The sequence below is a fragment of the Streptomyces sp. NPDC034037 genome (assembly GCF_055575715.1).
In genome coordinates this window covers 52,703-68,031 of record NZ_JBVISC010000005.1, presented here as the reverse complement: position 1 = coordinate 68,031, position 15,329 = coordinate 52,703, and the positions used below count along the sequence as shown (strand labels likewise).

General features: G+C 72.4%; 15 protein-coding genes. 6 read left to right on the top strand and 9 right to left on the bottom strand.

Annotated features, from left to right (window positions below; genetic code table 11):
• Positions 1-45 precede the first annotated feature (45 nt).
• From folK to ACZ516_RS18485, 5 genes are all read right to left on the bottom strand, one after another.
• Positions 46-654: a 2-amino-4-hydroxy-6-hydroxymethyldihydropteridine diphosphokinase gene (gene folK / locus ACZ516_RS18505; protein WP_469011086.1), complete on the bottom strand. Its 609-nt coding sequence runs from the start codon at positions 652-654 to the stop codon at positions 46-48.
• On the bottom strand, positions 651-1,010 hold the full coding sequence (folB, locus tag ACZ516_RS18500; protein ID WP_469011084.1) for a dihydroneopterin aldolase: 360 nt from the start codon (positions 1,008-1,010) through the stop codon (positions 651-653). The genes folK and folB overlap by 4 nt, the downstream gene beginning before the upstream one ends.
• 165 nt (positions 1,011-1,175) lie before the next feature.
• Positions 1,176-1,709, bottom strand: a complete 534-nt coding sequence (locus tag ACZ516_RS18495; protein WP_361080128.1) for a nuclear transport factor 2 family protein — start codon at positions 1,707-1,709, stop codon at positions 1,176-1,178.
• Positions 1,706-2,575: a dihydropteroate synthase gene (folP, locus tag ACZ516_RS18490; RefSeq protein WP_358582922.1), complete on the bottom strand. Its 870-nt coding sequence runs from the start codon at positions 2,573-2,575 to the stop codon at positions 1,706-1,708. The genes ACZ516_RS18495 and folP overlap by 4 nt, the downstream gene beginning before the upstream one ends.
• Positions 2,576-2,605: 30 nt before the next feature.
• Positions 2,606-4,450 (bottom strand): phosphatidylglycerol lysyltransferase domain-containing protein, encoded by a 1,845-nt coding sequence (locus ACZ516_RS18485; RefSeq protein ID WP_361080131.1) that lies wholly within the window; start codon positions 4,448-4,450, stop codon positions 2,606-2,608.
• A gap of 325 nt (positions 4,451-4,775) precedes the next feature.
• Between ACZ516_RS18485 and ACZ516_RS18480 the strand changes: the two genes are divergently transcribed.
• Entirely contained in the window at positions 4,776-5,897 is a 1,122-nt protein-coding gene (locus ACZ516_RS18480) for an alpha/beta hydrolase (protein WP_358698214.1), read from the top strand.
• A 28-nt stretch (positions 5,898-5,925) separates the two neighbouring features.
• Here ACZ516_RS18480 and ACZ516_RS18475 read toward each other — a convergent pair whose 3' ends face one another.
• Positions 5,926-7,083, bottom strand: a complete 1,158-nt coding sequence (locus tag ACZ516_RS18475; RefSeq protein ID WP_358698213.1) for an ABC transporter ATP-binding protein — start codon at positions 7,081-7,083, stop codon at positions 5,926-5,928.
• Between the two features lie 159 nt (positions 7,084-7,242).
• Between ACZ516_RS18475 and ACZ516_RS18470 the strand changes: the two genes are divergently transcribed.
• The 4 genes from ACZ516_RS18470 (at position 7,243) to ACZ516_RS18455 (ending at position 11,006) form a co-directional block, all read left to right on the top strand.
• A complete protein-coding gene (locus ACZ516_RS18470) occupies positions 7,243-7,971 on the top strand; it encodes an ABC transporter permease (protein WP_358582912.1) in 729 nt (242 codons plus the stop codon).
• Complete coding sequence (locus ACZ516_RS18465) at positions 7,968-8,648, top strand: ABC transporter permease (protein ID WP_469011080.1); 681 nt, start codon at positions 7,968-7,970, stop codon at positions 8,646-8,648. Before ACZ516_RS18470 ends, ACZ516_RS18465 begins: the two co-directional genes overlap by 4 nt.
• A gap of 83 nt (positions 8,649-8,731) precedes the next feature.
• Positions 8,732-9,709, top strand: a complete 978-nt coding sequence (locus tag ACZ516_RS18460; protein WP_469011079.1) for an ABC transporter substrate-binding protein — start codon at positions 8,732-8,734, stop codon at positions 9,707-9,709.
• A 199-nt stretch (positions 9,710-9,908) separates the two neighbouring features.
• A complete protein-coding gene (locus tag ACZ516_RS18455; RefSeq protein WP_469011078.1) occupies positions 9,909-11,006 on the top strand; it encodes a hypothetical protein in 1,098 nt (365 codons plus the stop codon).
• Positions 11,007-11,124: 118 nt separating this feature from the next.
• Here ACZ516_RS18455 and ACZ516_RS18450 read toward each other — a convergent pair whose 3' ends face one another.
• Both ACZ516_RS18450 and ACZ516_RS18445 read right to left on the bottom strand, forming a co-directional pair.
• Positions 11,125-12,507, bottom strand: coding sequence for a PH domain-containing protein (locus ACZ516_RS18450; protein WP_467466449.1), 1,383 nt, complete (start codon positions 12,505-12,507; stop codon positions 11,125-11,127).
• Positions 12,504-13,013, bottom strand: coding sequence for a PH domain-containing protein (locus ACZ516_RS18445; protein ID WP_469011076.1), 510 nt, complete (start codon positions 13,011-13,013; stop codon positions 12,504-12,506). Before ACZ516_RS18445 ends, ACZ516_RS18450 begins: the two co-directional genes overlap by 4 nt.
• 98 nt (positions 13,014-13,111) lie before the next feature.
• On the opposite strand from ACZ516_RS18445, the gene ACZ516_RS18440 reads away from it, so the two are divergent.
• On the top strand, positions 13,112-14,275 hold the full coding sequence (locus ACZ516_RS18440) for an NADH-quinone oxidoreductase subunit D (protein WP_358909336.1): 1,164 nt from the start codon (positions 13,112-13,114) through the stop codon (positions 14,273-14,275).
• Here ACZ516_RS18440 and ACZ516_RS18435 read toward each other — a convergent pair.
• The gene (locus ACZ516_RS18435; RefSeq protein WP_469011075.1) at positions 14,240-15,274 is read right to left on the bottom strand and encodes an SAM-dependent methyltransferase; all 1,035 of its coding nucleotides are present in this window, start codon (positions 15,272-15,274) and stop codon (positions 14,240-14,242) included. The two genes, ACZ516_RS18440 and ACZ516_RS18435, sit on opposite strands and share 36 nt — an antisense overlap.
• Positions 15,275-15,329 lie beyond the last annotated feature (55 nt).

The window sequence follows — 15,329 nt, the reverse complement described above, 5'->3', positions numbered from 1 at the left end:
CCTTCGGCGCCTTCATCGTCGTACGGATCTTGTAGACCCTAACGACTATTCGGGCAGCCGGAGTTCCAGGTCGGCGCGCGGCGCGACGCCCTCGCGCGTGACCGCGGCGAGCAGCTCGGCCACCGGGCCGCGGCCGGCCAGCCGGGCCTCGGGCTCGACGTCGTGCCAGGGGGCGAGGACGAAGGCGCGCTCGTGCGCGCGGGGGTGGGGGAGCGTGAGCGCCGGGTCGTCGGAGACGACGTCGGCGTACGCCACGATGTCCACGTCGAGCGTGCGCGGGCCCCAGCGCTCGTCGCGGACGCGGTGGAAGGCCTCCTCGACGGCCTGCGCGCGCTCCAGGAGGGAGGCGGGCGGCAGGGTCGTCTTCACCACGACGACGGCGTTGAAGTACGAGGGCTGGGTGCCGGGGTCGACGCCCCACGGCTCGGTCTCGTACACCGGGGAGACCGCCTTGACCCGCAGGCCGGGGGTGTCCTCCAGGGCGTCGACGGCTCCCTGGAGGGTCTCCAGGCGGTTGCCGAGGTTGCTGCCGAGGGCGATCACGGCGCGTTTGGGGTTGGACAGGGTGCTGTCCGCGGCGTCCACCTGCTCGACCACGGAGGTGGGCACCGGCTGGACGGTCGGGTCGCTCTGACCCGTGAATGGCGCGGTCATACTCGGCTCCGGGTGATGGTGACGGTCACATCGTCGAAGGGCACGGTGATCGGGGCGTCCGGCTTGTGCACGCACACCTCGACCTCCAGGACACCGTCGTGCTTCAGACACGTCTGGGCGATGCGCTCGGCGAGGGTCTCGATGAGGTCGACGGGCTCGCCCTCGACGACGGCCACGACCTCCTCGGCCACGATGCCGTAGTGCACGGTCTTCGCCAGGTCGTCGTCGGCCGCGGCCGCTCGCGTGTCCAGGCCGAGAACCAGGTCCACGATGAAGGTCTGACCCTCTTCGCGCTCCCGCGGATAGACACCGTGGTGCCCGCGGGCCTTGAGGCCGCGCAGCGCGACACGATCCACGCGAATCACTCCTGCAATCGTCGGTATCGGCAGGCCTGCGCCGAGTGCGGTCGGCACACCGGCCTCGATGGAATCTACCTGCGGGCACTGACAGCGCCCGCCCGCGGGGCCTCGCGAGGGGCCCGCCGGCCCCCTCGTCCCCGCTCTCCCCTCGCCCCTACCCATTCAGGAGGGAGTCTCGTCACTCTCCTCGTCGTCGGTTTCGGCCAGGACGGGCGAGGCGTGGTGCGACCACAGTTTCCAGCCGTCGGGGGTGCGCCGGAACACGTTCGTGGCGACCACGAGCTGCCCCACGAGCGGGCCCAGCTCGCCGCCGCCCGCCGGGGGCGGACCGCCGCTCAGGATGTTCTCGGTGCAGGTCACCAGGGCGGTGTCCCCGAACACGCCGACCCTGAGGTCGGTGAGGAAGAACTGGATGTACTCGGTGTTCGCCATGATCAGCGCGTACGACCTGAGGACCTCGCCGCGGCCGGTGAGCACCGGCCAGCCGGGGTGGACGCAGGAGACCGCGTCCCCGTCGCCGTCGTCCGCGCTCTCGTCGGCGATGTCGTCGGCCGAGGGGGTCTCGCTCCCGGGGTCCGGCGCGGAGTCCAGCCACAGCTCGGAGACCTTGTCGAAGTCACCGCGCTCCAGTGCTTCGTAGAAGGCGGTGTTGGCCAGCTCGACCTGCTCGACGTCGGTGCGCGCCGTCCCGGTCACCGGTGGCCGCCGGCGTCCGTCACGGCCTGGGCGACGCGCACGGCGTCCGCCGTGGCCCGCACCTCGTGCACGCGGACCGCCCAGGCGCCCTGGTGGGCGGCGATGGCCGAGACGGCGGCGGTGGCGGCGTCCCGTTCGCGGGCCGGTGGCGGGGCGCCCTCGGGGCCCGCGAGGACACGGCCGAGGAACCTCTTGCGGGAGGCGGCGACCAGGACGGGGTGGCCGAGTCCGCGCAGCCGGTCCAGGCCGGCCAGGAGCGCGAGGTCGTGCTCGGCCTCCTTGGAGAAGCCGAGGCCGGGGTCCACCACGATGCGCTCGGGGGCGATGCCGCCCTCGATGGCCGCCGCCACGCGCGCGTGCAGCTCGTCGACGACTTCGCGGACCACGTCCTCGTACACCGGCTCGGCGTGGATGTCGGTGAGGAAGCCGCGCCAGTGCATGACGACGAAGGGGGCGCCGGCGGCGGCGACCGCGGGGACCATGCGGGGGTCGGCGAGGCCGCCGCTGACGTCGTTGACGAGCACGGCGCCCGCGGCGAGCGCCTGCTCGGCGACCGTGGCGCGCATGGTGTCCACGGAGACGGTGACGCCCTCGGCGGCCAGGCCCCGCACCACGGGGACGACGCGCTTGAGCTCCTCGTCCTCGTCGACGCGGGTGGCGCCGGGGCGGGTCGACTCGCCGCCGACGTCGACCAGGTCGGCGCCCTGGGCGACGAGGTCGACCCCGTGCTTGACGGCGGCCGTGGTGTCGAACCAGCGGCCGCCGTCGGAGAAGGAGTCGGGCGTGACGTTCACGACGCCCATCACCGCACAGCGGTCCCACTCCGGAAGCCCCTGGACCGTTCCCCGCCCGCTCAACGTACTCATGCCTCCAGCGTAGGCCCGTACGGCGGCGGGTTACGCCGCCTGCATCTCGCGTTCCGCGCTCTGGTGCGGGCAGGGGCGGCGCTGCGGGGTGCCCCGGCGCAGGAAGCGGGGCAGCGCGAGGGTCACGAAGCCCTCGGCCTGCATGGCGGCGAAGCCGATGCGGGGCAGGTCCTTGCTGGAGCGGTAGACGACGAAGCGGGGCTCCCAGCGGGGCCGGAACTTCGCGTTGAACTTGTACAGGGACTCGATCTGGAACCAGCGGGAGAGGAAGACGAGCAGGCCGCGCCAGGCGCGCAGCACCGGCCCCGCGCCGATCTTCTCGCCGCGGGCCAGGGCCGCGCGGAACATCGCGAAGTTGAGGGACACGCGCGTGATGCCCAGTTTCGGGGCGGCCTGGAGGGCGGCCACGATGAGCAGTTCGTTCATGCCGGGGTCGGCGGAGCGGTCGCGGCGCATGAGGTCCAGGGAGACGCCGTCCTTGCCCCAGGGGACGAAGTGGAGGACGGCCTTGAGGTCTCCATAGGGCCCCGGTGCCTCGTCGGCCTTGTGGGCGGTGGCGATCAGACAGTCGCCGTCGTTCGGGTCGCCGATGCGGCCGAGCGCCATGGAGAAGCCGCGCTCGGTGTCGGTGCCGCGCCAGTCGTCGGCGGCCCGCTGGATCTTGGCGAGTTCCCGCTCACCGAGGTCACGGATGCGCCGTACGCGCGTCTCGTAGCCATTGCGCTCGATCCGCTTGACCATCTGGCGTACGTTGCGCATCGCACGCCCGGACAGGGAGAAATCCGCGACGTCCACCACCGCCTCGTCGCCCAGTTCGAGGGCGTCCAGTCCGGTCTCGCGGGTCCAGACCTCGCCGCCCGTCTCGGAGCAGCCCATGACGGCGGGCGTCCAGGAGTGGGCCTTGGCCTCGTCCATGAAGCGCTCGATGGCGCCGGGCCAGGCCTCGACGTCGCCGATGGGGTCACCGCTGGCGAGCATCACCCCGGAGACGACGCGGTAGGTGACGGCGGCCTTGCCGCTGGGGGAGAAGACGACGCCCTTGTCGCGGCGGAGCGCGAAGTGGCCGAGCGAGTCGCGCGCGCCGTGCTTGTCGAGCAGCGCGCGCAGCTTCGTCTCGTCGTCCTCGGTGAGGCGTGCGGCCGGGTGTTCCGGGCGGAAGGCCAGGTAGATGGTGGTGAGGGCGGTGAGCATGCCGAGGGCGCCCAGCGAGAAGCCGACGGTCCAGGACGTGTTGCCGTAGTAGCCGACCGGGCCCTCGAAGCCGAAGAGCCCGTACAGGACGTGCTCCAGGCGCTCCGTGATGCTGGGGTCCCCGATGACCTTGCCGGGGTGGGCGCTCACGATCACCAGGCCGAGCAGGATCGACCCGGCGCCGAGGAGCACGAAGTTGGCGAGCGCCCGCCAGCGGCTGCGCGGGTCGGGCAGGGCCGTGAACTCACTCCGGTGGCGCAGCAGCAGGGCGAGGAGCGCCAGTGAGATCACCACACCGATCACCGAGTGGCGGTAGGCGAACTGCGCCACGGCGCCCGCGGGCAGCAGCACTACGGCGGCCCGCCAGGCGCGGCGCTTGTGGCGGCGCAGGCCGTGCGCGAGCAGCAGCAGCAGGATGCCGGAGCTGAGCGCGAGCGCGGCCGCGAAGGGGCCGAGCGCGCCGGGGAGCACCTCGGCGAGGGCGTGCATGCGGCTGTACCTGAAGCGCGGGAAGACACCCGCCGCGACGTTCAGCAGCCCTACGAGCGTGCAGGCTCTGGCGACGAGGGTCGGCACGGCCTCGGGGCGCGGGCCGCGCGTGATCCGGTGGAGGCGGCCGTCGCGGTGGCGGGTGTCACCGCCCGGAACCCCACCCGACTTTTCCCCATCTATCCTGACAGACATCGCATCCCGTAGTTGTGCGAGAGAGCTTGAATCCGGTGCCAAAGCGGCATCCGGCACCATTGCGCCCTCTAGGACGGTCCTTCAGGGGAACGGGTTCATTCCCGACCGGAAACCGCTGGAAAAGTAGGGCACGGCCTTCGGCGGGTGCCGACGAGGCCTCGGCTCCGGTCGGTCGCGCCACGGCAGGCCCGGGGCAACGTGAGGAGAAGCCGCGGCAGGCCCGGGGCAATGATAGGTGACGCCGCGGCACGTCCGTGGCGACGGTAAGTGACGCCGCGGTCCGCCCGGGGCGACGGCACGTAGAAAGCGCAGGCAGGAACACCCCATGGGTCTCACGAGCAACAAGGTCCTCGCCCTTGCGGTCTTGCTGGCCGTAGTGCTCTTCGTCGGCACCATCTGGCTCTGGCCGCGGCTCGCCGGCCGTACCTGGAAGGCGGTCACGGGTCGGGTCGGCCTGCTCCTGGCCACCCAGGTCATGGTCTTCGCCGCGGTGGGCCTGGCGGCCAACCAGGCCTTCGGCTTCTACGCCACCTGGGCCGATCTCTTCGGGCAGGAGACGAGTCCGGGGATAGTGGTGGACCACGATCCGGCCAAAGGGGGTTCGGGCCCCGTGAAGGTCGTCGACACCCAGACGGTGAACGTGCCCGGGGGCAACCGGCCCGTCACCGGGGGCCAGATCCAGAAGATCGAGGTGGGCGGCCGGGAGTCGAAGATAGGCAGCCCCGCCTACGTCTACCTGCCCCCCGAGTACTTCCAGCCGCAGTACCGCAACCGCACGTTCCCCGCGACCGTGGCCCTGACCGGCTACCCGGGCACCGCAGAGGCGCTCATCAAAGGGCTGCACTACCCCCAGACCGCCCACCGGCTGGCCGGCGAGGGCAGGATGCAGCCGATGATCCTGATCATGATGCGGCCCACCGTGGCACCGCCGCGCGACACGGAGTGCGTGGACATCCCCGGCGGCCCGCAGACCGAGACGTTCTTCGCCAAGGACCTGCCCGACGCGATCTCGCAGCACTACAGGGTGGGCACCAAGGCCCAGAACTGGGGCGTCATCGGTGACTCCACGGGCGGCTACTGCGCCCTGAAGCTCGCCGTCCACCACCCCGACCGGTACGGCGCCGCCGCGGGCCTGTCCGCGTACTACAAGGCGCCCATCGACGTCACCACCGGTGATCTCTTCCACGGCGACGAGCAGTTGGAGCGCGACGCCGACCTCATGTGGTACCTCGACCACAAGCCGGCGCCCAAGACGTCCCTCCTGGTGACCAGCAGCAAGAAGGGCGAGGACAACTACCGCGACACCCTGAGGTTCATCGACAAGGTGAAGGCGCCCACGCGCGTGTCGTCGATCACGCTCAACAGCGGCGGGCACAACTTCAACACCTGGCGCAGGGAGATCCCCGCCACCCTGCAGTGGCTGAGCGGGCGCCTGAACGACAACTGACGCACCGGGCGGCCGAGGTGAGCGGCGGTCAGTCGGCGGCGATGGCCGCGATCGTCTCCAGTTCCACCTCCGCCCGCGCGATGTCCCGCGCGTCCGCCGCCGTCGAGCGGCGCAGCGCCTCGTGCAGCCGGGCCGGGGTGAGCACGCCGAGGAAGCGGCCCTCGCTGTCCTTGTCGATGACCGCGATCCAGCCCGCGTCGTGCTGGAGCATCGTCGCGAACGCCTGCTTCAGGCTCGCGCCCACCGGCAGCCACGCCTCCATGCGGCGGGCGTGTTCGCGGACCGTGCCCTTGCCCGCACGCGCGTGTTCGGCGGAGATCCAGCCGTGCAGGTTGTCGGCACCGTCCAGGACGACCGCCCAGCGGGCGTCGAGCTCCCTGGGCAGCGCGTCGTCCAGGTGCACGACGGGGGGCTGTTCCAGGTCGCCCTCCTCGATGGGCGTCACGGAGAGCCGCTTCAGGCCCCGGTCCGCGCCGACGAAGTCGGCCACGTACGCGTTGGCCGGGGCGCCGAGGACCGTCGAGGGGGTGTCGAACTGCTCGATGCGGCCCTGGCCGTAGACGGCGATGCGGTCACCGAGGCGGACCGCCTCCTCGATGTCGTGCGTGACGAAGAGCACGGTCTTGCGCACGGCCTGCTGGAGCCGCAGGAACTCGTTCTGCAGGTGCTCGCGCACCACCGGGTCGACCGCGCCGAACGGCTCGTCCATCAGCAGCACCGGCGGATCGGCCGCCAGGGCGCGGGCCACCCCGACGCGCTGGCGCTGGCCGCCGGAGAGCTGCTCGGGGTAGCGGTCGCCGAAGACGGCGGGGTCGAGGCCGACGAGGTCGAGGAGTTCGGCGGCGCGCTCGCGGGCCTTGCCGCGCTTGACGCCGAGGAGGTGCGGGACGGTCGCCGTGTTCTCCAGGACGGTCTTGTGCGGGAAGAGGCCCACCTGCTGGATGACATAGCCGATGCGGCGCCTGAGCCGCACGGGGTCGATCGCGGATATGTCGTCGCCGTCGACGGATATCCGGCCCTCGCTCGGCTCGATGAGCCGGTTCACCATCTTCATGGTGGTCGTCTTGCCGCAGCCCGAAGGGCCGACGAGGGTGACCAGTTCGCCCTCGGCGACCTCGAAGGACAGATCGTCGACGGCGGTGGTGCCGTCCGCATAGCGCTTGGTGACGTGCTCGAACCGGATCATGTTTCCCCATTGTGGCGGGCAGCGGCGGGCTGCGCGTGACGGCGGTGTTGCGGCCGTACGACGACTCTCGGCGATTGTCGGTGCCGCGCGTTAGGGTCGCCAGACACGGGGGGACGTGTGTGCGGCATACGTTCGCGGATTCGGGGGAGGTGTGGGCGCGTGGCCGAGCGGAACTGTCTCGTGACGAACGACTGGATCTGCGGGGAGTACCTGCGCACCCGCAGCCAGGAGCTGACCGACGCGACCCTGCAGCACGTGGGCATCACGCTCGCCTCGGTGGCGATCGGCCTCGCCGTGTCGCTGCCGCTGGCGCTGCTCGCCCGGCGCTGGCGCTTCCTGACGGGCCCGATCCTCGGCGTGACGACCGTGCTGTACTCGGTCCCCTCGCTCGCGATGTTCTCGCTGCTCCTGCCGTTCTTCGGCCTCTCCGCCTCGCTGGTCGTCACGGGCCTGGTGCTGTACTCCCTCACGGTCCTCGTGCGCAACATCCTGGCCGGCCTGGAGGCCGTCCCCGACGAGGCGCGTGACGCCGCCAGGGGGATGGGGTACGGCCCGCTGCGCCTGCTGTGGGAGGTGGAACTGCCGCTCGCGCTGCCCGCGCTGCTGGCCGGCGTCCGCATCACCACGGTCTCCACGGTCGCGCTGACCACGGTCGGCGCCATCGTGGACTACGGCGGGCTCGGCACCCTCATCCTCGACGGCCTGGACACGACCTTCAAGGCCCAGGTGCTCACGGCCTCCGTGCTGTGCGTGCTCCTCGCCGTCGTCGCCGATCTGCTGCTGCTCGGACTCCAGCGTTGGCTGACGCCATGGACGCGGGTCCCTCGCATACGGACGAACCGCCCCGCGCGCGACGCGGGCGCGGCCAAGGTGGCTGAACCCGCATGAACGCGATCACCGGTGCGTACGACTGGCTGACCACGGGCGCCAACTGGCAGGGCGAGAAGGGCGTGTGGCACCGCCTCGCCGAGCACCTCTATTTCAGCGGGGTCTGCCTCGCCGTCGCCTGCCTGATCGCGCTGCCCCTCGCGCTGTGGCTCGGGCACATCGGCAAGGGCGGTGCCCTCGCGGTCAACATCTCCAACGTCGGCCGCGCGGTCCCGACGCTGGCCCTGCTGATCCTGCTCACGCTCACCCCGCTCGGTGAGCACGGCGACGCCCCGACGCTGATCGCGCTGGTCCTCTTCGCGGTGCCGCCGCTGCTGACCAACGCCTACCTCGGCATGCGCGAGGTGGACCGGGCGGTGGTGGAGGCCGCGCGCGGGATGGGCATGAGCGGCCGGCAGCTGTTCGTGGGGGTAGAGCTGCCGCTCGCGTATCCGCTGATCATGACGGGGGTGCGGTCCGCGGGGGTGCAGGTCGTCGCGACGGCCACGCTCGCCGCGATGGCGGGCGAGGGCGGCCTCGGCCGGATCATCACCGCCGGGTTCAACCTCCAGGACACCCCGCAAGTGGTCGCGGGTGCCTTCCTGGTGGCGCTGCTCGCGCTCCTGGTGGAGGGCGTCCTCGCACTGGTGGGACGCGTCTTCGACCCCATGCGGCGGTCGGGCGGGGCGACCCGCTGAGTGCCGTCCGCCTGAGTTCCGACTACCCGAGTTCCGACTGCCCGAGTACCGACTTCTCTCCTTTTCGAAATGGTGGTTCACCGATGAACAGCACAACGCGTCGCGCGCGACGGATGGCAGGGGCGGCCGCGGTCGTCGTGGCGCTGACCGCGGGGCTCGCCGCGTGTGGCGGGGACCGCCTGGAGGACGACGGCAAGGGCGCGGACAAGGTGGGCGGGGGCAAGAAGGGCTCGCTGGTGGTGGGTTCGGCGCGGTTCACCGAGCAGAAGGTGCTCGCCGAGCTGTACGCGGGCGTTCTCGCGGACGCCGGATATGACACGCAGGTCAAGACCGTGCAGAACCGCGAGATCTACAAGCCCGAACTGAAGAAGGGCTCGATCGACGTCGCGCCCGAATACGCGGCGACCCTCGCGGAATTCCTCAACCTGGAGAAGAACGGCCCGAAGGCCGAGGCCGTCGCCTCCAGTGATCTCGACGCCACGGTGAGCGCCCTGGAGAAGCTCGCGAAGCCGCAGGGGCTGAAGGTCCTGCCGGCGGGCGAGGCGGTCGACCAGAACGCGTTCGCGGTCTCCAAGGAATACGCCGACAAGCACAAGCTCAAGACGCTCTCGGATCTCGGCAGGTCGGGCGAGAAGGTCAAGATCGCGGCGGGCGACGAATGCGAGTCGCGGCCGTTCTGCGCGCCCGGCCTGAAGAAGAAGTACGGGATCGATGTCGCCGGAATCGACCCCAAGGGCGTCGGCACGACGCAGTCCAAGCAGGCCGTCAAGAACGGCACGGACCAGCTGGTGCTGACCACGACGACCGACGCGACGCTGAAGAACTACGACCTCGTGATCCTCGAGGACGACAAGAAGCTGCAGAACGCGGACAACATCCTTCCCGTGGTCAACGCCGAGGAGGCGGGCGGCAAGGAGATAGCCGCCGCGCTCGCGAAGCTGACGAAGACGCTCACGACGGAAGACCTCGTCGAACTCAACCGGAAGGTCGACGAGGAGCGGCAGAAGGAAGCGGATGTCGCCCAGGAGTACCTGAAGTCCAAGGGTCTGATCGAAGGCTGACGAGGAACCCGGTCGAGATCCTGATCAGGCACCCGGACAGGAACCCGGTCAGCGACCCGATCAGGATCTGGATCAGGAAGTCGATCAGACGGCGGTAAAGCGGGGAAGGGGCGGGGAGTTGCGGCGAGTCACCGATGAGAGACCTGCTTTTTGGCGGGCGGGGCACCATACTTCGCCTACGCGCGGTAAGTTTCTGGCCATGCCACGTGGACGTCACCGCCATTCCCCACCCCTGCACAGGCTGCTTCCCCCCTCGACGGTCGCAGGCGTCTCCGTTCTGTGCGCCGGCGGCGCCTGGATGTTCGCGGAACCGGTCGTGCTCCGCGGGCTCGTCGCGGCCGCGGCGGCCGCCGCCGTCGTCGGTTCGGTCGTCATGCGTCGCTGGGACCAGGCGGCAGGACGGCGCGTCGCCGAACTCACGCGCGCGCGAGCGAGCGACGAGTGGCGCTACGAGGAGCGGCTGGCCGAGGCCGAGTCCGACCTCGAGGAGTCCCGCGAGCTGCGGGGCAGGCTGGAGACCAAGCTGCGCGCCAAGCGGGCCGAGCTGGCCGCGCTGCGCAACGAACACGCCGCGCTGCTGCGGCGGTACGCGACCGCCGAGACCGAGCGGGCCAGCGCCCTGGAGGGGCGGCGGCTGCTCGCCATCGAGGCGACCTCGGCCACGCCCGAACTGTCGGCGTCCGACGAGGGTTCCGCAGCGGGCGGCGGTACGGGAGCGTCCGAACTGGTGCCCGCCGTACGGGCGGGAGCGCCGGTGCCGGCGGGGCGCGCCACGAGTGCCGCCGGCAGGTCGGCCTCGCGGGATGACAGTGGTCGTGCCGCAGGGCCGTCCGCCGCCGGGGCGGACGCGCGTCCGACGGCGTCGCTCTTCCTGCGGGCCAACGCGGCCCTCGACCGGCTGGCGCCCAAGGCGGCGCCGGTGCCCGAGGTGCGGCGGGAAGCGGAGGACGAGTCGCGGGGGAAGTCCGGGGCGGCCGATGGATTCGGCGGGCACGAGCGCGCGGTCGCCGTCGCGCCGCCCGTACCGGCGCGGCGCACGGCGCCCCAGGGAGAGTTCGACTTTTTCGGCACGAAGGGCGCGGCCCCGGCCGCGCTGGAGTCGGTGCAGAACGAGGACCTCGCCGATGTGGTGGGCGAGGAGGCCCTCGCGGTCCACAAGGCGCAGACCGAGGCGGAGTTCAAGGACGCGCCCGAGGATGACGCGGCGCGGGGCGTCGGCCAGGTCATCGACCTGACCGCGCACGACGAGACGGAACAGATCGACGTCGCGGGCCTGCGGACGGCGCTCCGCGCGTAGGCGCTTCGCTGATCGTGCGGGGGCGCCTCGCGGCGGGGCAGGGATCCGTCGAGCAGCGTCGGGGGTACCGGCCTCGTCGGTCTTGCGGGGCCCGGCCTTCACACGAGGCAGGCGCCCCTTAGGGGGTCATCCAGCGGTCCGGGCGGGCCTCCTTGCGGCCCGTGCGGGAGCGGTCCGCCTGGGAGTGGAGGAGCTCGGCCGCCTCGGCGAAGGGCCGCAGACGGGCCGTCACCGTCTTGTCGGCCCCGGTGTCGACGCGTACGTCGGCCACGCCCCTGAACCGCTCCCAGGGCCCCTGGGACAGCCGTACGCTCTGTACCTTGGCGTGCGGCACCAGCGACAGACGGCGCTTGAACAGACCGTGCCGCGCCGCGAACACCGTGTCCGTCACCGCGAGGCCGTAGCCCTTCCACCACAGCGGCACGCACCACGCCGCCCGCGCGGGAGGCCGGGACAGCTCCGCGGGGTCCGGCACGCGCGTGCCCGGCAGGATCCGCCCGATGACCGCCTCGGCGTGCTCCCGCGGCGCCACCGGCACCAGCACGCCGCCCGCCGAACCCGCCACGTCCAGCTCCACCCGCACCCAGCCGCGCCGCCGCCACAGCAGCGGCTGCACGATGTGCACGGTCTGCACGCGGCCCGGCGGCACCGTCTCGTGCGCCTTGTCGAGCAGCCCGCGGTCGATGCGCAGGCCGTCGGGGGACTCGCCCACCGTCCAGTCGTACTCCTTGACGAAGCGGCCGACACTGCCGGCGAACGCGCCGCCCAGGATCGGCAGCCCGGTGGCGAGTACTGTCCACAGGTTGTGGGTGGCGAACCACAGGAAGGCCGGTACGACGGCCGCGGCGACGAGCATCGCCCAGGGGGCGCCGGTCAGCATCAGGGAGAGGGCCAGCATGCGCGGCTGTACGTGCAGAAGGCCCCGCACCGGCGCCTCGCCGACCTCGCGGGCACGCGCCGGGGTGAAACCGGCGGCGCGCGCGAGCAGTTCGGCCCGCAGTTCGGCGGCGTCGCGCTCGCCGAGATAGGCCAGCTCGTCCTTGGTGTCCGCCCCGACGACGTCCATCTTCAGCTTGGCGACCCCCGCGATCCGGGCCAGCAGCGGCCGCGTCACGTCGACCGCCTGGAGCCGGTCGAGCCGGATGTGGGCGGTGCGCCGGAAGAACAGCCCGGTCCGGATGCGCAGTTCGGTCTCGGTGACCGCGAAGTGGGTGAACCACCAGCTCAGGAAGCCGTACGCGGCGCCTCCGAGGACCACGGCCAGGCAGCCCAGCAGCAGCGTGGTGGCGGTCAGTTCGGTCAGGCGCTGCTGGGTGCCGTTCGGGTCGTGGACGGACCAGCCCACCAGGACCGCGAAGGGCGCCCAGGCGCGCCGCAGCGGCGTCACGGGATGCAGCCGCCGCTCGGTCACGGCCGCGGTCTCCACCGGCCCGCCGGCGTCCGGGGCGTCCCGTACGTCGTGCGGCGCCCCGCCGCCCTCGGCCGCCCCCTCGCCGCTCACAGCCCCGCCGATCGGGCCTCGCCCAGCTCCGTCAGACGGTCGCGCAGCCGCTCGGCCTCTTCAGGGAGCAGTCCGGGGATGCGGGCGTCGGTGGCGGCGGCCGCGGTGTGCAGCTGCACGCTCGCCAGGCCGAAGTGCCGCTCCACGGGCCCGGACGTCACCTCGACGAGCTGCATCCGCCCGTAGGGCACCACGGTCTCCTCGCGCCACAGCACGCCCCGGCTGATGAGCAGGTCGTCGGCGCGCTCGGCGTAGCGCCACGAGCGCCAGTTGCGCCCGAGCAGCGGCCAGCCGCCCGCCACGACGGAGAGCGGCAGCAGCGCGCAGGCCGCCCACACCGGGCCCGCGAAGAGGCCGAGCAGCACGCCGGTCGCCGCCGCGAGCGGCACCAGCCAGGCCACCAGCAGCAGCCGCCGCATCCTCAGCAGGCCCCGCGGCAGCCCCGTCCACCCCGGCTCGACCCGTGCCCCCGCCGGTCCAGCGGTCCCTGCCGTCCCCGTTTCCATGCCCCCCAGCGTACGTACGCCCTCCGACAGCCGCGTAGGCCCGATGGCCGCGTCCGCGCGGGGAGCGCGTACGAGAGCGCGTACGAGAGACTGTGCGCATGAGTCCCACGGCGGAGACCACCACGCAGACCACGCTCGGCATCGGCGGCGCGGCCGAGAGCACCGACATGGTGCTCAACATCGGCCCCCAGCACCCGTCCACGCACGGCGTGCTCCGGCTGCGCCTCGTCCTGGACGGCGAGCGCATCCAGCACGCGGAGCCGGTGATCGGCTACATGCACCGCGGCGCGGAGAAGCTCTTCGAGGCCCGGGACTACCGGCAGATCGTGATGCTGGCCAACCGCCACGACTGGCTGTCGGCGTTCTCGAACGAGCTGGGCGTGGTGATGGCCGTCGAGCGGATGCTGGGCATGGAGGTCCCCGAGCGCGCGGTGTGGACGCGAACCCTGCTCGCGGAGCTGAACCGCGTGCTGAACCACCTGATGTTCCTCGGGTCCTACCCCCTGGAGCTGGGCGGCATCACCCCGGTCTTCCACGCGTTCCGCGAGCGCGAGGAGCTGCAGAACGTGATGGAGGAGATCTCCGGCGGCCGCATGCACTACATGTTCAACCGCGTGGGCGGCCTCAAGGAGGACCTGCCCGCCGGCTGGCCCTCCCGCGCGCGTGCGGCCGTCGCCTCGGTGCGCTCGCGCATGGACGTCTACGACCGGCTCGTCCTCGGCAACGAGATCTTCCGGGGCCGCACGCGCGGCGTCGGCGTCCTGAGCGCCGAGGCGGTGCACGCCTACGGAGTGAGCGGCCCCATCGCCCGCGCCTCCGGCGTCGACTTCGACCTGCGCCGCGACGAGCCCTACCTGGCCTACGGCGAACTCCAGGACACCCTGAAGGTCGTCACGCGCCAGGAGGGCGACTGCCTGGCCCGCTTCGAGTGCCTCCTGGAGCAGACCCACAACGCCCTGGACCTCGCCGACGCCTGCCTGGACCGGCTCGTCGAACTCCCGCGGGGCCCGATCAACCAGCGCCTGCCGAAGGTCCTGAAGGCCCCCGAAGGCCACACGTACGCGTGGACGGAGAACCCCCTCGGCATCAACGGCTACTACCTGGTCTCCAAGGGCGAGAAGACCCCCTACCGCCTGAAGCTGCGCTCGGCGTCGTACAACAACATCCAGGCGCTGGCCGAACTGCTGCCGGGGCAGCTCGTGGCGGACATGGTGGCGATCCTCGGGTCACTCTTCTTCGTGGTCGGCGACATCGACAAGTAGCGCCGCGCCGCCGGGCAGGCCGACCGGCTGGAGCAGCCACCCGAAGTCCCCGAGGCCGCCGGGCGCCGTCAGCTCGGCGGCCTGCCCCGCGCGCGACAGGGCGCGCACGTACGCCGCCGGGTCGGTGGAGGCCAGGGCGAGCGGGGGGCGGCCGCCGCTCACCCCGAGCGCGGCGAGCGCCGCCCGCTGGGTGAGCAGCTCGGCGCCTTCCCCGGCGCAGGCGTCCAGCGCCACATGGGCCGTGAGGTCACAGCTGCCGTCCGGCACGGGAGGCGTCTCGCGGCCCGCCCTGAAGCCCGTGAGCGTCCCGAAGGGCGGCCGGTTCCCCTTGGCGTGCGCGTAGTCGACGGCGACGGCGAGGCCGCGTGCCAAGGACGCCACGGCGGCCGCCCACGCCTCGTCGCGCGGGCGGCCGATCTCCGCGCGCAGGCCGGGCTCGTCCGCCAGCGGCCACCAGCGCGCCAGCCACGCCGCGTCCGGCCCGGCCACGGGCCCGCCCAGCGCCTCGGAACCGTCCTCGCGCACGAGGACACGGCGCACTGTTCCGTCGGCGGCCACCTCGGCGACGTCCACGGGGACGTTGTCCAGCCACTCGTTGGCGAAGAGCAGGCCGCTCACGCCGGCCGGGGGCGCATCCCGCCAGGCGATGCGCGGATCGAGCCCCCGGGGGCGCTCCGCGCGCTCCACCGCGTACGCGCGCACGCGTGCCGCCACGTCGGCGGGGAGCGCGGCGAGAACGCCCGCCGTCAGCTCGCCGCGCCCCGCGCCCATGTCGACGAAGGCGACCTCCTCCGGGTGGCCGAGCCGCCGGTCCACCCGGCACAGGAGGCGGGCCACCGCCGCCGCGTAGAGCGGCGTGGCGTGCACGGACGTGCGGAAGTGGCCGGCGGGCCCTTCGGGGCGGCGGTAGAAGCCCTCGGGGCCGTACAGGGCCGTTTCGGCGGCCTCGCGCCAGCCGCGCGGACCGCCCGCCGCGTCACCGTGCTCGTCGTTCGTCACAGACCGCAGGCTAAGGGGGCCTCCACCTTGGGGAGTACACGTGCTCCCCGCGGAT